This window comes from Rhodopila globiformis (genome assembly GCF_002937115.1).
In the GTDB taxonomy this organism is placed as follows: Bacteria; Pseudomonadota; Alphaproteobacteria; order Acetobacterales; family Acetobacteraceae; genus Rhodopila; species Rhodopila globiformis.
This window is the reverse complement of sequence record NZ_NHRY01000066.1, coordinates 1-20,054: the sequence shown is the minus strand read 5'-3', so window position 1 is coordinate 20,054 and position 20,054 is coordinate 1. Positions and strand designations below refer to the sequence as shown.

Genomic DNA, 20,054 nt, shown 5'->3' with positions numbered 1-20,054 from the left:
GGGGCGGTGGCGCGCCTTGATCGTCGTGCCGGGGGCAGGCCGCATTGGCGTTACCAAGGGAGCGTCAGGGAACAGCCGCGTCATTTGGTGCAGGGCACCGGCCCCTCAGCGTCATGGTCCGCGAAGGCGGATCATCCACGCCTTTGGCTGATCTCAACACCGTCAGGCGTGGATGGCGGGCCTGCGGCCGCCATGACGGCGAGAGGCAGCCTGCCACGTTCCTCACAATTTTAACGCCTATGGGGCCTGCACCCACCATGACGATGTGGAAACGGCCGTGCCGCGAATCCCACTGTCTTAACGCCAATGCGGCGCAGGCCGGCCATTCCTCTCCGAACAGTGTCCCGGCCTGTCTGCGGCCTGCTCGACAGCAAACCGCAGGTTGGTTGAGACACGGCGACGGCGCACCTCACTCGTCATGGCCCGGCTTGTCCCTACGGGATGCACACATCTCGGAAACGAGTCGGAAATGATCGTAAAATCAAGTGCTTGCCTGGGCGCCAAGAGCGTTCCCCCATCGTCATGGCCCGGCTTGTCCGGGCCACCTGTCGCGGCACACGTGCTGGAATAGGTGGCCCGGACAAGCCGGGCCATGACGATGAAGACAGGCCGTCTGCGTCCTAACTAACCTGCGGTCTGCTGTAGCGGACCGGGGCGCCGTCGTGGGTTACGAACCAGTCCAGCATCGCCGCCTGCTCGTCGCGCGGCCAGGCGTGCGACACATCGGCGATCTCCCGGTAGGTGACGGCGGCGCCGGCGGCGGTCAGGGTGCGCTGCGCGGTGCGGGCGCCGTCCACCGGGAACATCCAGTCCAGCGCGCCATGGACCAGGTATATCGGCAGGCCGGCCAGCCGCTGGGGACTGGCCGTGGCGAGCAGCAGCGGATGGAACGCCGCCGCCACCGGCGCCAGGTGGGTGAACGGCGATTCCGCGGCGACGCCGCTGAGCAGGGTGAAGGTACCGCCGTCGCTCATGCCGGTGAGCAGCAGGCGCGCCGGGTCGACGGCCCACCGCTCGCGCACCCGGCCGAGGATCCGGTTGAGATTTTCGCCGTCGATCTCCGGCTGCATCAGCGACCAGGTGCTGCCGGTGGCGGTGGGCGCGACGACGATCATGCCGCGGGTGCGGGCTTCCCGCACCCAGTTCCACAGGAACAGGCGGCCGTGGCCGGCGCCGCCGTGCAGCGCCATGATCACCGGCATCGGCCGGGTGGGGTCGTACCAGGACGGCACGTAGACCGAGAACCCGCCGCGCTCGCCGATGTCGTTGCCGGCGTGGAACACGCCGCTGCCGGGGGCCGGCGGCGCGGCGACGCGGGCCAGCACGGCCGGATCGTCGCGCCGGTGGGCTTCGAGGAAACAGCGGCTGACGGCGGGGACGGTCTCGGCCAGCGGGAACAGCGCCTCCAGCGCCTGGCTGTGGTGGCGCATGGCCCGGTAGGCCTGCCGCATGTCACTGTCCGGTGCGGCGGCGCGCAGCCCGGCACAGGCCTGCACGGCGTGCGCTACGGCCAGGTCCAGTTGCACCTGCACCGGGCCGGGTAGCGCGTCGGCCGCCGGGTCCGCCGCGCGCAGCGCCGCCTCCGGGGCGTCCAGCAGCGCGGCAAGCTGGGCCAGGCGCCGCGGGTGCATCAGGCGTGCGACGTGGGCGAGCATGTCGAGCAGCGCCAGCAAGGCCGGCAGTCGTCCGGTTTCATCCGCCATTCCGTCCCCCCTTTGCAGGCTTTGCGGCCTGCTGTTCCATACACCCCCTGGCACGTGGCCGCGACAGCAGGGGAGGAACGACATGCTGACATTGCGCAAGACCAGGCCGGGCTTCGGGCTGGACCTGGCGGACGCCGCCGAGGCGCCGCGGCCGGGGGCGGGCGAGGTGACCGTCCGGGTGGAGAACGCCGGCATCTGCGGCTCGGACGTGCACGCCTACGAATGGACCGACGGCTACGGCTTCATGGTGCCGCATCTGCCGGTGGTGATGGGGCATGAGTTTGCCGGCCGGGTGGTGGCGGCCGGAGCAGGGACGGCGCTGGCCGAGGGCACGGCGGTGACGGTGATGCCCGGCATCGCCTGCGGCGCCTGCAGCGCCTGCGCCCGCGGCGACCAGCGCAACTGCCTGCGCCGGGAGGCTATCGGCCTGACCCGCCACGGCGGCTTTTCCCGTTATGTCACCGTGCCGGCGGCCAACTGCCTGCCGTTGCCGGCGGGCATCGACACCGAGCTGGGCGCGCTGACCGAGCCTCTGGGCGTCGGCTGCCAGGCCGTCCTGACCGGCGCGGTGGGGCTGGGCGACACGGTGCTGGTGATGGGGCCGGGGACGATTGGCCAGGCCATTGCGCTGTTCGCCCGCGCCGCCGGGGCCGGGCGGGTGCTGGTGGCCGGCCGGGCGGACGGGCCGCGCTTCGAGGTGATGCGGCAACTCGGCTTCGACGACATCCTGGACGTCGCGGAGGCGCCGCTGGCCGATATGGTGATGGCGGCGACGGGCGGGCGCAAGGTGGACGTGGTGCTGGAGGCGACCGGGCATCCGGCCAGCGTCACCGACGGCCTGGGCGTGCTGCGCACGGCGGGCGTGCTGGTGGTCGCCGGCATCCATCCCGGGCCGGTATCGCTGCCGCTGACCGATTTTGTCCGCGCCCGCCACCAGTTGCGCGCCACGCACGGCTGCGACCGCTTCACCTGGGACAAGGTGCTGGCGACAATGGCGCGGGAGCCGGAGCGGTTCCGGCCGATGATCACGCACCGGATGCCGCTGGGGCGCGGGCTGGAGGGGTTCGAGTTGTCGCGCCAGCGGGCCGCGTCGAAGGTGATGCTGCTGCCGTAGGGGCGGGGGGCGTTGCTGAACGCCACGCCCAACCCGGTCAAACAGCCGCTCAGACAGCGATCAGCCCGACGACGTCGTCCTCCAGCACCGCGCAGGTCAGCGTCCCGCCGGTGCCGGCGCCGGTGTCCAGGCCGATGCGGTTGGCCATGATCTGCACCGCCGGATGCGAGGCGTGGCCGTGCACGACGATCACCCCGAAATCCTGCTCGGTGGACAGGAACGGCTGGCGCATGGACACCAGGTCGTCGCGGCTCTGCCGATCGAGGGTGACGCCGGGACGGATGCCGCCGTGCACGAACAGGTAGTCGCCTTCGCGATGCGTCAGCGCGAGGCCGCGCAGCCAGGCGACATGGTCCGGCGGCAACGCGGCTTCCCATTCCTCGCGCGGCAGGCCGGGATCGAGGCCCCAGCTTGCCAGCGCGTCCCGGCCGCCCGCCCACAGCCAGTCGGTGGCGGCGGCGCGGTCGCCGGACAGGGCATCCAGCAGCATCCGCTCGTGATCGCCCAGCAGGTTGACGACCTGCAGGCGCGGCAGCGGCGGCCCGGCGGCCAGCAGGGCGATGACGCCGGCGCTGTCCGGCCCCTGGTTGATGTAATCGCCCAGGTGCACCAGCACCACTGACTTGGTTGGCCGCGCCGCCATGTCGTCGGCGATCAGCCGGTGCAGCGTGGCCAGCTTGGCACGACGGCCGTGGATATCGCCGATGGCATAGACCCGCCGGCCGTGCGGCAGGCGGCCGGGGGCGCGCAGGAAGCGCAGGGCCTCGGCGGACTGCGCCATGGCGCGCGGGCCGTTGAACGTCGGCACCGCCGCGGACTCCAGCGCGGCCCGCAGGCGCGGGCGGCGCAACGGCCGCCTCATGCCTGCCTCCGGCTGTTTCCTCTTTTGGCGGGCCTGCTAAGCTGCCTCGGTAAGAGCAAAAGGAGGAGACACTTGGCCAAGATCACGTTTCCCGTCGAAGCGAGCCATATCATGATGTTCGCGCGCGCCGTCGGCGACGACAACCCCGTCTATCACGACGCGGCGGCGGCGAAGGACACCGAGGCGGGCGGCATCATCGCCCCACCCACCTTTGTCCAGGGGGTCGCGCAGTTCGATCCCGACTATCACCTGCGCCCGAAAGCCGGCGAGAAATGGTTCGGCTCCGGCAAGACTGCCAGCGGTGTTGAAGGCAAGCCGTCCTCGTCCGGCGGGCTGCATGCGGAACAGCATTACGAGTACCACCGCCACATCCGGCCGGGCGACGTGCTGACGGTGGAAACGAAACCGGGCCGGACCTGGGAGAAGGAAAGCAAGCGCGCCGGCAAGCTGACGTTCCGTGAGCGTATCACCGAGTACCGCGACCAGAACGGCGAGCTGGTGATCACCGCGCGCGGCGTCGGCGTCACCACGGAACGTCCGGTGGACCAGGGTTGAGGGGAGGAACAATCATGGCGCTGAAAGCATCGACCCTGAAAGTCGGCGACACCCACAGCGAGCGCGTGGCGGAGAACCTCTCGCGCACGCAGATCGTCCAGTATGCCGGCGCATCCGGCGACTACAACCCGCTGCACACCGACGAAGTCTACACGACCCAGGTCGCCGGCTATCCCAGCGTGTTCGCGCATGGGATGCTGACCATGGGCCTGACCGGCAAGATGCTGACCAACTACGTCGGCGACGGCCGGTTGACGACGTTCGGGGTCCGCTTCACCAACCAGGTCTGGCCCGGCGACACGCTCGACGCCAAGGCCACGGTGGCGGCGATCCGCGAGGAACGCGGCCAGCACTACGTCGACCTGACGCTGTCCACGACGAACCAGGACGGCAAGGAAGTCGTTTCCGGTTCGGCGTCGGCGCGGGTCGATCCGTAGCACGGAAGTAACAAGGAGACGGCCAAAGGGCGGCCATCTCCGATCGTCATTTCGGGCGAAGGCCGGCGTCCACGCCTTGCGGTGCCGCTATCAGCAACGGCGTGCATGCCGGCCCGGAGCCTGGCGAGTTGGTGTCACAACCAACCAGCGGCTTGCTGTGGACCTTGCCGGTTCGTCTCAGCCGGCATCATTCTTCAGAGCAAATTTTCGGCTCATGATTGCGAAGGCTCGTCTCGTGCCATCCAGGACCTGGACAACGCGCGCGGGAGACGGTCGATATAGCAGACCGCAGGTCGGTTGGGACACTGAGGCCCCCTGTCCTCATCGTCATGGCCCGGCTTGTCCCTACGGGATGCACAGATCTCGGAAACGGTCCGCCGCTGCGTTTCCCTTTCGTCATGGCCCGGCTTGTCCGGGCCACCTGTTCCAGCACTTTTGCCGCGACAGGTGGCCCGGACAAGCCGGGCCATGACGATGAGGGAGCGCCGTCGCCCTGTCTCAATCGACCTGCGGTCTGCTGTAGCTTGAGTGATAATCGCAGATAGTCCGCTCGGCGGCGACATCCCGATAGAGCGCGTCGGCCTCGGCCAGGTCCTGGTCGGCCGCAGCAGCCATGATCGTCCCGATCGGGGGTTCCGTGCTGTCGTGCCGCCGCGGATATTGATCCGGCCAGGGTTATCTTGGCAGGCGGTGACAAGTAAGCCCTTGTTCAGAAAGAGGAAATTGGCATGCGGCTTGCCAAGATAACCCTGGCCGGATCAATAAGTGCCATCCTGTTTGGTCAGGACCGGCCTGGCGAGCCAGAACAGGCAATCGTAGCAACAATGGGCAATGCTGCGGCTATGCTTCTGCGGCGACAGGCTCTCGGCTTCGGCAAGTCTGTCAGACGCATCATTGAACGCCTGCGCCGAGAATGCATGCCGCTCGGGACCTTACGGAAAGGGTGGTGGCGGTTTCTGCCCTTGAACCGGATCGATCACGGCGATACCCCATCGTGATCGATATGTCTCAGCAATCCGGGATCGACGCCATGGCGGTTCGTCGGAAGCCCGATCGCCGATACCTTCAGTCCGCGCAGGCGATAATCGGCACAAAGAAAATTCAGCGGACGGCTTTCCCGCCCGCGATCGAAGTCCGCGATGAACAAAGCGATATCCCAGTCGCTGTTCTCGCGCGCATCGTCCCGGGCGCGTGAGCCGAACAGGATCGCCCGGTCAAGGCGCCCCGGGTAGAGCCTTTCGGCATCGCGGCGAAATCGTTACAGCAATTCGGCTGATGATTCCATGTCCGATACCAACTGCCAGCCGTTGTTGCCATTATACGACGGGCGTGCCGTTGGCGCGAGGCGGATCATGGCGCCTGCGCTGCGCGTTCATGGATCGCCTGTATGGGCATTGGGCGGAAAGGTGGGATTCCGGCAACGTCTTAGTAACGTCCCGGCGATGCCGAAACCGCGTGCCTGGCCGATGCGGTTTGGCGCGACCGCGGGCCGCCCGAATCCTGCTCTGCGGGCTCTGCGCGCTCTGCGTTGAAACGCGGTGGCCGGAGTGCCGCCGGCGTTGGAGGTTGGGCGATTCACAGGCAGCGCCGATCTTTGTTGCGTCACCGCATTTTTTTTGACGCAGAGATCGCAGAGCGGAGCGCAGAGCCAGCAGAGGAAGCATAATGGTCGCCTGCGATCGCGGCGTTTCGGCGTCGATCGCCGTGCCGCTTTCGCACGGATCGGGGCGGCTGGCATGGTGCCGGTCGAGCACCAGCCACAGCGGGTTTCAACCGACAGCGGACAGCGCCAACATGGCAGCGGGCGCGATCATGGGCCAACACGTTGATGCCGACATGAGCGGAGCCTTCCAAGCACGATACAGCTCAGCGAGAGGGAGTCTGGCCCGATCCGCCGTCCGGATAACGAACGAGGTGGGGCGCCGGCGGCGCCTTTGATAGTCATGGCAACGATGCCGGCGAGGACAGCGTCGAAGACAAGCGGTCGATCTCTCGAGATTTGCTTCGGCCTGAGGGCCTGAGGCAGAATAACCGCTCCAATTGCCGCACGGGCGCTTCAAACCGTCATGGCCGGCGCAGGCCAGCCATCCACGCCTTTGCCGCAATCAGCACCGCGAGGCGTGGATGGCGGCCCTGCGGCCGCTATGACGCGGAGGGGCCGGTGCGCCGGCTTCGGTGGACCGGCCTCGACCGCCTGCCGCCCGCGCCAAGGAAATGCTGCGCATCAGCCTGCTGGCCGAAAGCGTCGGCGCCCTCGTCGCCGGCTTCGCACCACCCGGCGCCGGGACCGCCGCCCCGGCCGCCCGCCGGCACGCGATAGCCCCGCCGAGCCGCCCTACGCCGCCTTGGCCGGCGGGATCGCCGTTGACCCCCGATCCTCCCCGGGCGCCTCGTCCAGCAGAGACAGCCGGAACCACGGCTCGATCGCCGGCACGGTCGCGTTCCGCAACGTCGGCAGCACCGGCCGGGGGTCGTCCAGTTCGACCCGGTAGCGGGCCAGCAGCGTCGCCACCACCAGCATCACCTGCGACGTGGCGAAGGCGGCGCCGATGCAGACCCGCGGACCCACGCCGAACGGGATATAGTGCTCGCCGGGCCGGTCCTCGCGGCCGATCCAGCGCGACGGGATGAAGGCGTCCGGCTGGTCCCAGAAACGGTGGTGGCGGTGGATGATCCAGGGGCTCAGCATCACCAGCGTGCCGGCCTTGATCCTCACCCCGCCGACGACGTCGTCCTGCCGGGCCACCCGCGCCGTCACCGGGAACGGCGGGTACAGCCGCAGTGCCTCCATCAGCACGCGCCGCAGCGCCGGCCAGGCGCGCAGCCGCGCGAGCGTGCGGACCTGGGCCGGGGGCGCCGCCAGAACCTCGGCCCGCACCTCGTCCTGCACCGCCTTGTCGCAGGCCAGCAGGTAGGCCGTCCAGAACATCGCGTGCGTGGTCTCGAACCCGGCCGCCATCATCGTGGCGACCTGGTCGGAGATCTCCTTGTCGCTCAACGCCGGGGTGCCGTCGGCGGCGCGCGCCTGCATCAGCAGGTCCAGCAGATCCCGCGCGCCCCCCACCGACGGCTGCCGCCGCCGATCGGCGACGATCCCGTCGATCTCGGCGAACCAGCGGCGCTTGAAGTCGGAGCGCTCCTTCTGCAGCCAGACGTAATCGCTCTCCCGCCGCGCCAGCATGTCCCACAGCGCGATCCACCCGGCGTGGACGAAGTATTCCCGCACCAGCGCGGACATCCGGCGATAGGTGCCGTCCGTGTCCGAGGGCAGCGAGAACAGCGCCCGGCAGGCCGCATCCAGGGCGGCGTCCCGGATCCGCGCCAGCAGGTTGACCCGCCCGGCGCCCAGGTCGTTCGCCAGCGCCTCGCCTGCGGCGGCGAAATGCGGCAGCGTGAGACTGACATTCTCGGGCGTGAAGGCGGGCGCGAGGATGCGGCGCTGGTTGCGCCAGTCGGTGTCCTCGGCCAGCAGCAGGCCGTCGCCCGACAGCGGACGCAGCAGGCGGCGCGCCAGCACCGGGCGCTCGTAGTTCGCGGCGTTGGTCACGAAGACGTGGTGCACGGCGGCGGGATCGTTGACGAACACGGTCAGCCAGCCGAACTGGCGGCGCTGGTAGATCAGGTCCTCGTAGGCGGCGCGTGGGAACGTGGCCATGATGCTGCGCCGCCGCAGCAGCATGCCCAGCCGCCGCATCGGCGACAGCGGCTGGTCCGGGGTCGGCGGCACGGGCGGGATAAAGGGACTGTCCATACAGGTCACACCATGGTCGAGGGTGCGCGCCGGGCGGACAAGCGCAGGCGGTTCTGCGCCGAACCGGTCCGGGCCCGAACGCCGGGCGCCCCACGCCAGTCCGCGCGACCGCGCGCCATCCGCCAGAGGCCACCCGGTTGTGGCGATCATCGGGATCGCGCCGGGATAGACACGCTGACGCCGGGCCGGCCGAGCGGTGCGGGCCTCGACGGAGAGCCGCACGCAAGCCCGGCTGGCAGGACCCTGTGAGTGGGGGGCGGGCTGTTCGGTTTAAAGCGCTTTGGCAACACGAAGGCGTGCAATATCCGACTTGTGCGCTCGGATAATCCGGCTTGTGTACCCGGTTGAATCGAGATCGCCCCGTTTCCGGATGCGCACCGCCCGGCCGCGCATCCAGCCGCGATCGGCTTTAGGCCGCCACCTTGCGCGGCCGCGGCCACGTCGCCGCCACTTGTGGCAGCACGTCCTCCACCAGGCGCCGGGTCTGCGCCAGCATGTCCGCGTCGCCCTGCGCCACCGGCCGCAGGATGAACTTCGACGCACCGGCGTCCACGTAGGCGCGCAGCCGGTCCATGATCACCGCCGCGTCGCCCATGGCGAACAGATCGCGCGGATCGCGTCCGGTGCGCGCCTGGTAGCCTGCCATGACCGCCGCGACTCCGGGGTCGTCCGGACCGCCGAAGCGGAAGCCGAAGGCCGCGCCGTAGTGGTCTTCCTCGATCGTCCGGCCGGTTTCCGCCAGGGCCGCCTTGATCCCGGCGATGACCTCGCCCACCGCCGCCGGCGTCTCCGCCCCGGCCTGCCAGCCGGTGCCGATGCGTGCCGTCCGCTTGATCGCCGCCTCGGAGGAGCCGCCGATCCATAGTGGCAGGTCGGGCTGGACGGGCAGCGGGGCGATGCTGGCCTGGGTCAACCGGAAGTGGCGTCCGGCATAGTCCAGCACCTCGCCGGACCACAGACGGCTGATGATTTCCAGCGCCTCATCGGTCTTCCGCCCGCGGGTGGTGGTGTCCAGGTGCATGGCGGACCACTCGGCGCCGCGGGGGGAGCCGATGCCGAACCCCGGCAGCAGCCGCCCGTTCGACAGCACGTCGATGGTGGCGCATTGCTTGGCCAGCAGCACCGGCTCCCGCATTGCCACCGAGACGACGTTGACGCCGAACTTGATCCGCCGCGTCCGCCCGGCGATGGCGGCCAGCGCGGTCATGCACTCCAGGAACGGCGTGCGGCTGACCAGGCGGTCGGTCTGCCAGATGGAATCGATGCCGCCCTGTTCGCACAGGTCGACCCAGCGCCAGAACCCGTCCGCCGTGTCGAACGGGTAGTCCATGATCCCGATGCCAACCGCGATGCTGCGCGCCATGACCGCCTCCCGGGGTTTGCGTGGTGTGAGTGTGACGGGAAAGCGCGCGGTTGTCATGGGAGGCTGTGCCGCGATCGGCTTCGCGCCTGCACTCATGGGACTGTGCGTCAGGAGACCGGTCTCAAGACCAGAGCGCAGCGAGAGGCGGCAAGCTTTCGACGTCACGTTGAGAGTGGTACCTGCAAAGAGCGGCGCGGCGCTGCTCTTCCTCGGACCTGCAGCTTGGTGTAATGGCAGCACATAGGTAACGAGGAACCGATGAGCGGCTTGAGAACATCGGCGGAACGCGCGATACTGATCTACAACGAGAGAACCAAGCTGATCGCGAACGCCTATGATCGTGCATCAACCGTCATTGGTGCCGGCAGCTTCCTTCCCCTGATCAACCTCTCCAAACCCAGCGACGGGACAATCACCGCACCGGCGATATTTCAATTTGCCCTCTCGGCGCTGTTTTTCGCATTTTTCGCCGGCGTGCTACACTTGCTTGCACGTCGGGCTTTGAGAGGGCTCAGGTGATGGATCCGCTGCTGCTGTTGGCGTATTTCACTCTGCCAGCGGCGATCACTCTGATCGCATTTGCCGCTTTGAAGTTACATGAACGGAGCGCACCTCCGGGGGAGGACGTTAGCCCCAGCGAGTCGGAGCAGCATGAGCAGGTCGTCAAGGCTCCCATCAACAACGGGGCCAGGCTCGGCACGCTGAACCACAGCGAGGACGCAATCGCAGTCTATGACGACGTGGTGGCCCGCTATGACACGGCCGGCGACCCGGGGCTGCGCGAGCCGGTGGCCAGGGCCCTGGTCAACAAGGGATACACGCTCAGCATGTTGAACCGCAACGCCGAAGCGATCGCGGTCTATGACGAAGTGGTGGCCCGCTTCGGCACAGCCGGCGACCCGGGGCTGCGCCGACCGGTCGCCACGGCGCTGGTCAACAAGGGATTCACACTCGGCACGCTGAACCGCAGCGCCGAAGCGATCGCGGTCTATGACGAAGTGGTGGCCCGCTTCGGCACGGCCGGCGACCCGGGGCTGCGCGAGCTGGTCGCCAGGGCGCTGGCCGACAAGGGGTTCACGCTCGGCACGCTGAACCGCAGCGCAGAGGCGATCGCGGTCTATGACGAAGTGGTGGCCCACTTCGGCGCCACCGGCTAGAATGACGACTTCGACCAGATCCGCCGGGCCTCGCGGCTGGATGACCTGCGAGGACTCGCCGCCTCCCGGACTGGCGGCGCAGGGTCCGAGGGGGTTGCTCAAGCGCCTGCTTAACACGCTGATCAATGTCAAGACTGGCAACGAGCCAGCGCGCAGGGATGCGTTACTGATGAGCCTGGCCTTCGCCTCGCGCCGCTTCTTTGCATCGGCCGGATGGGCGCAGCTCCGGGGCTGTGCGTCGTCGCGGCTGAGGCGGTGTTGCTGAACGGTCCAACGGGCGTCAGGTCCGCATGCAACGGAACCGCAGGATAAAATCGTTGGACCGCCAGTACAAGATGATCCGATTCAAGGCGCTGCGGGGGACGCCGCGCCTTCTCGCCGTTGAACACCTCGCTGGCGACCGAACCGCGAATTTGGCGGTGCGGTTCGATACCTCCGTTAAAACTTGAACGCTCGGCAACGTCTCGCCACCCGCCCCCGTCATGCCTCCACGCTCTCCCGATTCCGCCCGGTAGGCAATGCAGGGGAAGAAGGGGTGGCGCCCAGCCGGCGGGTGCGCGGCACCCGGGTCCAGGCGGCATACAGCGCCGGGACGAAGAACAGCGTCAGCACCGTGGCGCCGACCAGCCCGCCCATGATGGCGATCGCCATCGGCCCCCAGAACACCGACAGCGCCAGCGGCACCAGCGCCAAAATCGCCGCCGCCGCGGTCAGCAATATCGGCCGCGTCCGCCGCACCACCGCCCCGGCGATCGCCGCCGCAGGATGGAAGCCCTGGTTCCGGTCGTGCTCGATCTGGTCCACCAGGATCACCGAGTTGCGCATGATGATCCCCGCCAGCGCGATGAACCCCAGCATCGCCACGAACCCGAACGGCGCGCCGGTCACCAGCAGCGCCGAGGACAGGCCGATCAGCCCCAGCGGCGCCGTCAGGATCACCATCGCCATGCGCGAGAAGCTCTGCATCTGCACCATCAGCAGCGCCAGCATCACCAGCACCATCAGCGGCATCCGGGCGTTGACGGAGGCCTGGCCCTTGCCGCTCTCCTCGGTCGCCCCCGCCGTCTCGATCCGGTACCCCTCCGGCAGCGCCGCCTTGATCGGGGCCAGCAACGGCAGCAGCGCGGCAGTGACGTCGGGCGCCTGGACGTCGCCGACGATGTCGCCGCGCACCGTCAACGCCGGCAGGCGGCCGCGGCGCTCGATGAAGCCTTCCTCCATCGCCGGGCGGATGGTGGCGATCTGCGACAGCGGCACGGGCCTGCCATTACTTCCCCGTACCGTCACCTGCCCCAGGTCGGCAAGGTCGTGCCGCTCGGACGCCTCGGCTCGCAAGACGATCGGGATCAGGTCGAGGTTTTCCCGGTACTCGCTCGCCGTCACCCCTTGCAGCAGCGTCTGCAGTGTCTGCGCCACGTCCTGGCTGGAGAGCCCGAGTTGCCGCGCCTTGTCCTGATCCACGTCGATACGGACGGTCTTCGCCAGGTTGCCCCAGTTGTCGCTGATGTTCCACAGGTGGGGATTGTCCCGCATCACCTGCCGCACCTCCCCGGCGATGCGCCGCAGGGTCGCCGGATCAGGGCCGATGATGCGGAACTGCACCGGGTAGCCGACGGGCGGCCCCATCTCCAGCCGCGAGGCGCGCATCCGCACATCGGCGAAATCGCCGGCCTCGATCGCCGCGTCCAGCCTGGCCAGCAGCGCCTCGCGCGCCGGCACGTCGGCGGTGTTGATGACGAACTGCGCGAAGTTCGGCGTCTCCAGCACCGGCGAGAACGCCAGGAAATACCGAGGCGCGCCGCTGCCGGCGTAGGCGACCCAGGACTTGATCCCGGGCTGTTGCTTCAGGATCGCCTCGACCCGCGCCACCGCCGCGGCCGTCGCGGCGAAGGAGCCGCCCTCCGGCAGGCGCATGTCGATCATCACCTCCAGCCGCTCCGACGACGGGAAGAACTGCTGCGGCAGCCGGGTGAAGCCATAGGCCGAGATCACGAACGCCGCGACGGTGCCGCCGATGACCCACCACCGGGCGTTCATGCACCAGAACACCATCCGGCGGATCATCCGGTAGAAGCGGGTGTTGTAATGGTCGGACTCAGGCCGCTCGGCATGGTCACGGTGCTCCGGCAGCAGCGCCGCGCCGAGATACGGCACGAACAGCACCGCTACGAGCCACGACAGCACCAGCGACAAGCCGACGACCCGGAAGATGTCGCGGGTGTATTCGCCGACGGAGGACTCCGCCAGGCCGATGGGCAGGTAGCCTGCCACCGTCACCAGCGTGCCGGTCAGCATCGGGAAGGCGGTCGAGGTATAGGCGAAGCTGCCCGCCCGCATCTTGTCCCAGCCCTGGTCGAGCTTCACCACCATCGTCTCCACCGCGATGATGGCGTCGTCCACCAGCAGCCCCAGCGCGATGATCATCGCCCCGAGCGAGATCCGCTGCAGGTCGATGCCGATGAGCTTCATGCCCACCAGGGTGCTGGCCAGCACCAGCGGCACGCTGATCGCCACCACCAGCCCGGTGCGCCAGCCCAGCGACAGGAAGCTGACCAGCAGCACGATCACCAGCGCCTCCAGGAAGCTCTCCTGGAAGGTCGAGACGTCCTTCGCCACCACCTCCGACTGGTCGTTGACCCGCACCGCCTCGACGCCCAGCGGCAGGGTCGGGGCGATCGCCCGCATCCGCGCCGCCACCAGCCGCCCCAGGTCGAGGATGTTGCCGCCCTGCGCCATGGAGATGCCCAGTGCCAGCGCCGGCTTGCCGTTGACCCGCAGCGTCGCCTCGGGCGGATCGATCACGCCGCGGCTGATGGTGGCGATGTCGCCCAGCGCGATGCGCCGCCCGCCCGCCTGCACCGGGATCGCCCGCAGCGCCGCCACGCCGTCCAACCCGCTGCCGGTGCGGACGTAGATCCGGTCCTGCCGGGTTTCCACGAAGCCGCTGGCCTGCACCGCGTTCTCGCGCGCGACCACGGCGAGGATGTCGGGCACGGTCAGGCCAAGCTCGGCCAGCCGGCGGTGGGAGACGTCGATGTACAGCCGCTCCTGCTGCTCGCCCAGCAGGGTGATCTTGCCGACGCCGGGGACGCTCAGCAGGCTTTCCCGCACGTCCTCGACGACATGGCGCAGCTGCGGCAGGGAGAAGCCGTCGCCGGTGAAGCCGTAAACGATGCCGAAGACGTCGCCGAACTCGTCGTTGAAGTACGGCCCCTGCACCCCCTGCGGCAACGTCGGGGCGATGTCGCGGACTTTCTTGCGCACCTGGTACCACAGCCCCTCGACCTCCGCGGGCGGGGTGTCGTCCTTCAGGGAGACGATCATGATCGCGTGGCCGGGCTGCACCGAGCTGTCCACGAAGTCGAGCGAGGGCAGTTCCTCCAGCTTGCGCTCGATCCGGTCCACCACCGACCGTGCCATCTGTTCCGGCGAGGCGCCGGGCCAGTCCACCTGCACCACCATCTGCTTGATGGTGAAGGGCGGGTCCTCGCCCCGGCCAAGCGACAGATAGGCCCAGACGCCCGCCGCCGCGATGGCGAGGATCAGGAACGCCGTCAGCGAGCGGTGCCGCAGCGCCCAGGCCGAGAGGTTCACCGGATGGCTCCGGCCCAGGCCGTCACCGGCATCGCCGCGTCCAGCTGCGAGGCCCCGGCGGTGACCACCTGCGCCCCCTCCGGCACCCCGCCGGCGATCGCCACCTCGCCGTCGCCGAGCCAGGCGGCGATCGTCACCGGATGGGCGGTGGCGCGATGAGTCGCCTGGTCCAGCACCCAGACCGACGGCACGCCGTTCACCGACACCACGGCCGAGGCCGCCAGCCGGGCGATCCGCCGCCCGCCATCGTGGCTGAACCGGACGGAGGCGGTCATGCCGAGGCCGGGCGCTTTACCCAGTATGGTGACCTTGACCGCGAAGGTGCGGCTCATGGGATCGGCCAGGGCGCCGATTTCCCGCACCCACCCGGGCAAGGCGCGGCCGGGCTGCGACCACAGGCGTATCTCGATGCCGTCGGCGGCGCGGATGTCGGGCAGCCGGTTCTCCGGCACGTCCAGGGCGACCTCGGTCTCGGCGGTGTGGGCCAGGGTGATGACCGTCTGCCCGGCGGCGACGACCTGCCCGGGCTCCAGCTTCAGGTCGGTGATCACGCCGTCGGCGTCGGCCTGGAGCTGGGTGTAGGCCAGCTGGTCGCGCGCCAGGGCGAGCTGCCGCTGCGCCTGCGCCAGGTGGGCCTCGGCGCCGTCCGCGGCCGCCTGCCGACGATCGTATTCCGAGGCGATATAGGCCGGGGAGAAGCGGCCAAGCCGCTGGTAGCGCTGGAATTCGGCCCGGGCATTCACCGCCTCGGCATCGGCGGCGCGCACCGCCTGGATGTCGGCCTCCACCGCCAGCCGCGCGTCGGTGGGATCGAGCCGGGCCAGCACCTGGCCGGCGGTGACGTGGTCGCCGACGTCGACCAGCCGGGCAATGACCTTGCCGGGGACGCGGAAGCCCAGGTTGGCCTGCACCCGCGCCTGCACCGTCCCGGCATAGGTCACGGACTGCTGCCCGGGCTGGAAGCGGACGGTCTGCACCCGCACCGGCCGCGGCGGCGGTTCCGCCCGGGTGGGTACCGCGGCGGCTGCCGAGACGGCGATCAGGCAGGCGGCAACACGGGTGATCTGGACCATCGGACACCACGCCTCTTCAGCCAGTTCAGACTATATCAACAATGTTCACTGATCAATGTTCACATTCATGCTGCCAAGCCTTTCAGGATGATGTCGATCTCCCTGGCGACCAGCGCCGCCGGCTCGGCCTTCAGGTGCTCGGCCTGGTCCAGCAGCAGCGCGGTGATGCCGTGCATGGCGGCCCACACCGCCTCGGCGGTCAGCAGCGGGTCCGCCTCGGCGAACGTGCCGGCGCGCATCAGGCCGGCGATCCCGTCCGCCAGGATGTGGAACGAGTGGTGTGCCGCCGCCGGCGGCTGCTCGTTCGCGCACGGGCGGCCCGGTCCGGTGGAGGCCATCATCTTCGCCAGTAAGGTCAGCCGGTACTCATCCGGATGCGCCAGGCCGAAGGCGACATAGGCCTCGAGCGCCGCCCGCAGGCGATCGAGGCCGCCGCCGTCGCGGCGCTGCGTTTCTTCCAGCCGGGCCAGCAGCGTCTCGAAGGTGGCTTCCGCGATCGCCCGCAGGATTGCGTCCTTGTCGGGGAAATACAGGTACAGCGCGGCCGAGGAGACGCCGACGGCGGCGGCGATCTTGCGGATGGTGGTGCGCTCGTAGCCCTCGGTCAGGAACAGGCGCCGGGCGGCGGCCAGGATCTCGCCGCGGCGCGACGGACCCTGGCCCCGCGGCTTGCGCATCGATCTGCCGGCGGTCATGTCGTCCATGGCTGTCCTATAAACAATGTTCAGGCGCATGTCAGCTTGTTACGGCTGGAAGACGGAGCCGGCGGCGCCTGTGCGCCCCATAGGCACTCAACAGAGTGGGCTGGCGGAGAAGCCGTTGCCTCACCGTCATGGCCGGGCGTGTCCCGGCCATCTGCTTCGACGGCGGGGGGTGGATGGCCGGGACACGCCCGGCCATGACGGTGAGGGAGCGGGCGCCGCTATCTTGGTGCCCAGGCCTATGAGCCCGGCCATCGTGTTCGCCGCCGGTGCCTTGGGAACTTCGTTGGCACCGGCGTGTTGCAGCGCAACCATGACCGGCCGGCAGCGTCCTTGGCAGCCAGGCAGAAGAAGGAAACAGGCATGATCCGTCCCAACTCCGTCCCCGGACCCGGGGCGCCGGCGTCCATCGGCGCGACCGCGGCATGAGCGGCCGCCCTTCCTCAGGCCTGGTCGCGGCGACGCGGATCGCGGCGGGCGACGACCGGACGCGCTATGACGGCGTGGCCAGGACGCTGCACTGGCTGACCGCCCTGCTGGTGCTGGTCCAGTTCGGCCTGGCCGAGGCCTGGGACCTGCCAGCGCGCCCGGGCAAGCACCTGATGATCGTCGCGCACATGTCGTTCGGCATCCTGTTGGCGCTGGTGCTGGCGGCGCGCATCGCCTGGCGCCTGATGCCCGGCCACCAGATGCCCGCCGCGGTCGCGGGCTGGGTGGAGCGGGCGTCGAAGGCGGTGCATTACCTGCTGTATGCGCTGCTGGTGGTGCAGGCCGTGCTGGGCTTCGTGCTGCGCTGGTCCGGCAACGAGGCGATGAGCTTCTTCGGCCTGCTGATCCCGCCGCCGTTCGCGCCGTTCCCGAAGCCTGCGCACCATCTCATCGGCGCGGCGCACAACTGCATCGGGTGGACCATCGTCATCCTGGCGGCCGGCCACGCCCTGGCGGCGCTGTTCCACCATTTCGTGCTGCATGACGACGTGCTGTGGCGCATGCTGCCCGGGCGCCGCGCGCGGCGGGAGGCGGTCCGCGCCCCAAAGACGCCAATTTAGGCGGCCAGGGGCACGGCCATTGCCGTAACGTCATGGTGGGCCTTCGCCCCATTGGCGCTAAAATAGCGTGGCGGCGGCACGATGCTTGCCATTCCGTCATGGCCCGGCTTGTCCGGGCCACCTATTCCAGCACTATGCCGCGACAGGTGGCCCGGACAAGCCGGGCCATGACGATGGGGAACGCTCTTGGCGCCCAGGCAAGCACTTGATTTTGCGGTCATTTCCCACTCGCTTCCAGGATGTGTGCATTGCGTAGGGACAAGCCGGGCCATGACGAGGAGGCAACAGCCAGCCCGATTTTAACGCCAATGGGGCGCAGGCCCACCATCCACGCCTTTTGCCGATACCAGCACCGTAAGGCGTGGATATCGGCCCGGAGCCTGTGCCCGGGCTTGTCCCGGGTAGCCGCCATGACGGCGGGACAGTGCACCGCGTCTCGTCGCCTAATTTGGCGCCTATGGGTCCGCGCCCCGCCACCGCCGGCGTCACAGCGGCGGTGGCGGGCGCGCTGGACACCGGCCGCGCCGGGCCATTTCAGCCCGGGACAGAAACGTCCTGGCCGGGGCCGGCGGTTGCCCAGCCGGCCGACCAGGCGGGCACCGCGGCGAGCGGCAGCGGACGGGCGACCAGGAAGCCCTGCGCCTCGTCCACCCCCAGCGCCCGCATCTGGTCCCAGACCGTGGCCGATTCCACGCCCTCGGCGACCACGGTCAGGTCGCGGCACTTGCCCTGGGCGATGATCGCGGCCACCGAATCGCGGACCGCGCCGGACCCGGCGACGCCCTTCACCAGCGCCTTGTCCAGCTTCAGGCTGGTGAACGGCAGATCGAGCAGTTCCCGAAGCCGCGGCACCGCCGAGCCGGCGTCGTCGATCGCGGCGCCGTAACCCAGGGTGCGCAGCCGCTCCAGCGAGCGCCGCAGCACCGGGAAATCCTCGACCGGGCGGCTTTCCGTCAGCTCGACGACGATGCGCGCGGCGGGAACGTTGCAGGCCGCCCGCAGCGACTCCAACCGCTGCAGCGCCGCGTCCTCCAGCAGCACGTCCAGCGGGAAATTCACCGACATCCGGATGCCGTGGTCGACCAGCCAGGGATCGGCCATGTCGGCGAAGGCGCGGGCCGAGACCAGGTCGGTGAGTTCCGCGCCCAGGCCGGCATCCTCGAGCTGCGGCACGAACCGGTCCGGCATCAGGGTGCCGTGTTCCGGATGGTTCAGCCGGGCCAGCGCCTCCAGCCCGATCACCCGCCGATCGGCGATGGCGACGATGGGCTGGTAGCGGTTCTCGATCATGGTGCCGCCGAGCGCGGCCCGCAGTTCGGCGAGGTCCATGGCGCTTCGGTCGCGCGGCGGAACGCTCGTCATCAGTGCCTCTCCAGGGTTCGGGCGAATATGTCCCGGGTCGTCGGGGGGTGTCCGCGATCGTTCCGGTTTCCGAGGGGCCGGCGTTGACGGCCTTGGCCGCGCGCGCCCCGGACGGGTCATCGGAACCGTCGCGGGCGGCCGGGCCTGACCGGTACGCTGGCGATCCGCCGTCCGGGCGGGGCGGCGCCCGGCGCGGAGCAGAGGAGGACGCCGTCCGCCCGGGCCGCGCCGCTTACCGCCGGGGTCCGGGCCTGGCGGCGGCCAGGCCGGCGCAGGCTGATCCCGCCCGAGCGCAACTGCGCGTGCCAGGGCCGATCATCCGGGCTGATCATCCGGGGCGGGGACAGAGCGGGCGAGCCGTCGTTCATAATGGCCTGCTATACCAATCGGGGTGCCGAGGCGAGAAAAATTGCTTTCTTCATCTGCTAATTGAGCGGGAACGGGGGCTGGTCTAAAAATATCAACACATTGCGCGCACTTTTTACCAGAGCCGGGCACGCGCGAGTCGCGTGCCCGGGGGCGCGTTGCCCCTATTGGAAGTTGGGCTTTCGCTTCTCGATGAACGCCGCCATGCCTTCCTTCTGGTGCGGCGTGCCGAACAGCGACAGGAACAGGGCGCGTTCGTGCCGGACGCCCTCGGCCAGGGTCGTTTCGAAGGCGCGGTTGACCGCCTGCTTGGCGAACTGCACCGCGACCGGGGAGAGATCGGCGATCTTCGCGGCGATCTTGAGGACCTCGGGCAGCAGCTGGTCGGCTGGGAACACGCGGGAGACGAGGTTGGCGCGCTCGGCTTCCGCGGCGTCCATCATCCGGGCGGTCAGGACCATGTCCATGGCCTTGGACTTGCCGACGGCGCGGGTCAGGCGCTGGGTGCCGCCGGCGCCGGGGATGACGCCGAGGTTGATTTCGGGCTGGCCGAACTTGGCGGTGTCGGCGGCGAAGATCATGTCGCACATCATGGCCAGCTCGCAGCCGCCACCGAGGGCGAAGCCGGCGACCGCGGCGATGACGGGCTTCTTGACCTTCAGCACGGATTCCCAGTTGGCGCCGATGAAGTCCTCCATCATGGCGTCGGGGTTGGTGCGGCCGTGCATCTCCTTGATGTCGGCGCCGGCAGCGAAGGCGCGGTCGCTGCCGGTGATGACGATGGCGCCGATGGCCTTGTCGGCGTCGAAGGCCTGGAGCTGGGCGCCGAGTTCGCGGACGAGGGCGTCGCAGAGGGCGTTGAGGGCGGCGGGGCGGTTGAGGCGGATGAGGCCGACGCGGCCGTGGGTTTCGACGAGGATGTTGTCGTAGGTCGGCATGGTGGGGTCCTCCGGTGAGGGGGGCGGTT

Annotated in this window: 18 protein-coding genes; 8 read left to right on the top strand and 10 right to left on the bottom strand. The window is 69.3% G+C overall.

Annotation, left to right across the window (positions count from 1 at the left end; all coding sequences use genetic code 11):
• Positions 1 to 620 precede the first annotated feature (620 nt).
• A complete protein-coding gene (locus CCS01_RS06520) occupies positions 621 to 1,703 on the bottom strand; it encodes a carboxylesterase family protein (protein ID WP_104518021.1) in 1,083 nt (360 codons plus the stop codon).
• 82 nt (positions 1,704 to 1,785) lie between these two features.
• On the opposite strand from CCS01_RS06520, the gene CCS01_RS06515 reads away from it, so the two are divergent.
• A complete protein-coding gene (locus tag CCS01_RS06515) occupies positions 1,786 to 2,817 on the top strand; it encodes a zinc-dependent alcohol dehydrogenase (protein ID WP_104518020.1) in 1,032 nt (343 codons plus the stop codon).
• Positions 2,818 to 2,866: 49 nt separating this feature from the next.
• Here CCS01_RS06515 and CCS01_RS06510 read toward each other — a convergent pair whose 3' ends face one another.
• Positions 2,867 to 3,679 carry a metallophosphoesterase gene (locus CCS01_RS06510; RefSeq protein WP_239992025.1) on the bottom strand — a complete coding sequence of 271 codons (813 nt, stop codon included), beginning with the start codon at positions 3,677 to 3,679 and terminating at the stop codon, positions 2,867 to 2,869.
• A gap of 72 nt (positions 3,680 to 3,751) precedes the next feature.
• Between CCS01_RS06510 and CCS01_RS06505 the strand changes: the two genes are divergently transcribed.
• The 3 genes from CCS01_RS06505 (at position 3,752) to CCS01_RS32580 (ending at position 5,669) form a co-directional block, all read left to right on the top strand.
• The gene (locus tag CCS01_RS06505; protein ID WP_104518019.1) at positions 3,752 to 4,234 is read left to right on the top strand and encodes an FAS1-like dehydratase domain-containing protein; all 483 of its coding nucleotides are present in this window, start codon (positions 3,752 to 3,754) and stop codon (positions 4,232 to 4,234) included.
• Positions 4,235 to 4,248: 14 nt separating this feature from the next.
• The gene (locus CCS01_RS06500; RefSeq protein ID WP_104518018.1) at positions 4,249 to 4,671 is read left to right on the top strand and encodes a MaoC/PaaZ C-terminal domain-containing protein; all 423 of its coding nucleotides are present in this window, start codon (positions 4,249 to 4,251) and stop codon (positions 4,669 to 4,671) included.
• A gap of 728 nt (positions 4,672 to 5,399) precedes the next feature.
• Entirely contained in the window at positions 5,400 to 5,669 is a 270-nt protein-coding gene (locus CCS01_RS32580; RefSeq protein ID WP_146101590.1) for a hypothetical protein, read from the top strand.
• Here CCS01_RS32580 and CCS01_RS06495 read toward each other — a convergent pair.
• The 3 genes from CCS01_RS06495 to CCS01_RS06485 form a co-directional block, all read right to left on the bottom strand.
• Complete coding sequence (locus CCS01_RS06495; protein ID WP_239992026.1) at positions 5,648 to 5,875, bottom strand: nucleotidyltransferase domain-containing protein; 228 nt, start codon at positions 5,873 to 5,875, stop codon at positions 5,648 to 5,650. The two genes, CCS01_RS32580 and CCS01_RS06495, sit on opposite strands and share 22 nt — an antisense overlap.
• A 1,131-nt stretch (positions 5,876 to 7,006) precedes the next feature.
• On the bottom strand, positions 7,007 to 8,422 hold the full coding sequence (locus CCS01_RS06490; RefSeq protein ID WP_158258262.1) for a cytochrome P450: 1,416 nt from the start codon (positions 8,420 to 8,422) through the stop codon (positions 7,007 to 7,009).
• 409 nt (positions 8,423 to 8,831) lie between these two features.
• On the bottom strand, positions 8,832 to 9,785 hold the full coding sequence (locus CCS01_RS06485) for an LLM class flavin-dependent oxidoreductase (RefSeq protein ID WP_158258261.1): 954 nt from the start codon (positions 9,783 to 9,785) through the stop codon (positions 8,832 to 8,834).
• A 258-nt stretch (positions 9,786 to 10,043) separates the two neighbouring features.
• Here CCS01_RS06485 and CCS01_RS06480 point away from each other — a divergent pair, with 258 nt between their 5' ends.
• From CCS01_RS06480 to CCS01_RS35680, 3 genes are all read left to right on the top strand, one after another.
• Positions 10,044 to 10,304: a hypothetical protein gene (locus CCS01_RS06480; RefSeq protein WP_104518014.1), complete on the top strand. Its 261-nt coding sequence runs from the start codon at positions 10,044 to 10,046 to the stop codon at positions 10,302 to 10,304.
• Entirely contained in the window at positions 10,304 to 10,942 is a 639-nt protein-coding gene (locus CCS01_RS06475) for a tetratricopeptide repeat protein (RefSeq protein ID WP_104518013.1), read from the top strand. The genes CCS01_RS06480 and CCS01_RS06475 overlap by 1 nt, the downstream gene beginning before the upstream one ends.
• A 317-nt stretch (positions 10,943 to 11,259) precedes the next feature.
• Positions 11,260 to 11,391 carry a hypothetical protein gene (locus CCS01_RS35680; RefSeq protein WP_275112891.1) on the top strand — a complete coding sequence of 44 codons (132 nt, stop codon included), beginning with the start codon at positions 11,260 to 11,262 and terminating at the stop codon, positions 11,389 to 11,391.
• Positions 11,392 to 11,422: 31 nt separating this feature from the next.
• On the opposite strand, the gene CCS01_RS06470 is transcribed toward CCS01_RS35680, so the two are convergent.
• The 3 genes from CCS01_RS06470 to CCS01_RS06460 all read right to left on the bottom strand — a co-directional run bounded on the left by CCS01_RS06470 (position 11,423) and on the right by CCS01_RS06460 (position 16,313).
• Positions 11,423 to 14,536 carry an efflux RND transporter permease subunit gene (locus tag CCS01_RS06470; protein ID WP_146101589.1) on the bottom strand — a complete coding sequence of 1,038 codons (3,114 nt, stop codon included), beginning with the start codon at positions 14,534 to 14,536 and terminating at the stop codon, positions 11,423 to 11,425.
• The gene (locus tag CCS01_RS06465; RefSeq protein ID WP_104518011.1) at positions 14,533 to 15,609 is read right to left on the bottom strand and encodes an efflux RND transporter periplasmic adaptor subunit; all 1,077 of its coding nucleotides are present in this window, start codon (positions 15,607 to 15,609) and stop codon (positions 14,533 to 14,535) included. Before CCS01_RS06465 ends, CCS01_RS06470 begins: the two co-directional genes overlap by 4 nt.
• Positions 15,610 to 15,674: 65 nt before the next feature.
• Positions 15,675 to 16,313 (bottom strand): TetR/AcrR family transcriptional regulator, encoded by a 639-nt coding sequence (locus CCS01_RS06460; RefSeq protein ID WP_158258260.1) that lies wholly within the window; start codon positions 16,311 to 16,313, stop codon positions 15,675 to 15,677.
• Between the two features lie 422 nt (positions 16,314 to 16,735).
• On the opposite strand from CCS01_RS06460, the gene CCS01_RS06455 reads away from it, so the two are divergent.
• Complete coding sequence (locus tag CCS01_RS06455; protein ID WP_104518009.1) at positions 16,736 to 17,359, top strand: cytochrome b; 624 nt, start codon at positions 16,736 to 16,738, stop codon at positions 17,357 to 17,359.
• Positions 17,360 to 17,893: 534 nt separating this feature from the next.
• On the opposite strand, the gene CCS01_RS06450 is transcribed toward CCS01_RS06455, so the two are convergent.
• Together CCS01_RS06450 and CCS01_RS06445 are read right to left on the bottom strand one after the other, a co-directional pair.
• Positions 17,894 to 18,721 (bottom strand): EAL domain-containing protein, encoded by an 828-nt coding sequence (locus CCS01_RS06450; protein WP_158258259.1) that lies wholly within the window; start codon positions 18,719 to 18,721, stop codon positions 17,894 to 17,896.
• A gap of 530 nt (positions 18,722 to 19,251) precedes the next feature.
• Positions 19,252 to 20,054 (bottom strand): enoyl-CoA hydratase (locus CCS01_RS06445; protein WP_456307590.1); only part of this gene is annotated, 803 nt, incomplete at its 5' end.

What these genes read in the sequence shown, in the direction of transcription:
- CCS01_RS06520 (WP_104518021.1), bottom strand. Translation starts at nt 1,703, where the DNA reads ATGGCGGATGAAACCGGACGACTGCCGGCCTTGCTGGCGCTGCTCGAC.
- CCS01_RS06515 (WP_104518020.1), top strand. Translation starts at nt 1,786, where the DNA reads ATGCTGACATTGCGCAAGACCAGGCCGGGCTTCGGGCTGGACCTGGCG.
- CCS01_RS06510 (WP_239992025.1), bottom strand. Translation starts at nt 3,679, where the DNA reads ATGAGGCGGCCGTTGCGCCGCCCGCGCCTGCGGGCCGCGCTGGAGTCC.
- CCS01_RS06500 (WP_104518018.1), top strand. Translation starts at nt 4,249, where the DNA reads ATGGCGCTGAAAGCATCGACCCTGAAAGTCGGCGACACCCACAGCGAG.
- CCS01_RS32580 (WP_146101590.1), top strand. Translation starts at nt 5,400, where the DNA reads ATGCGGCTTGCCAAGATAACCCTGGCCGGATCAATAAGTGCCATCCTG.
- CCS01_RS06490 (WP_158258262.1), bottom strand. Translation starts at nt 8,422, where the DNA reads ATGGACAGTCCCTTTATCCCGCCCGTGCCGCCGACCCCGGACCAGCCG.
- CCS01_RS06485 (WP_158258261.1), bottom strand. Translation starts at nt 9,785, where the DNA reads ATGGCGCGCAGCATCGCGGTTGGCATCGGGATCATGGACTACCCGTTC.
- CCS01_RS06480 (WP_104518014.1), top strand. Translation starts at nt 10,044, where the DNA reads ATGAGCGGCTTGAGAACATCGGCGGAACGCGCGATACTGATCTACAAC.
- CCS01_RS06475 (WP_104518013.1), top strand. Translation starts at nt 10,304, where the DNA reads ATGGATCCGCTGCTGCTGTTGGCGTATTTCACTCTGCCAGCGGCGATC.
- CCS01_RS06465 (WP_104518011.1), bottom strand. Translation starts at nt 15,609, where the DNA reads ATGGTCCAGATCACCCGTGTTGCCGCCTGCCTGATCGCCGTCTCGGCA.
- CCS01_RS06460 (WP_158258260.1), bottom strand. Translation starts at nt 16,313, where the DNA reads ATGGACGACATGACCGCCGGCAGATCGATGCGCAAGCCGCGGGGCCAG.
- CCS01_RS06455 (WP_104518009.1), top strand. Translation starts at nt 16,736, where the DNA reads ATGAGCGGCCGCCCTTCCTCAGGCCTGGTCGCGGCGACGCGGATCGCG.
- CCS01_RS06450 (WP_158258259.1), bottom strand. Translation starts at nt 18,721, where the DNA reads ATGACGAGCGTTCCGCCGCGCGACCGAAGCGCCATGGACCTCGCCGAA.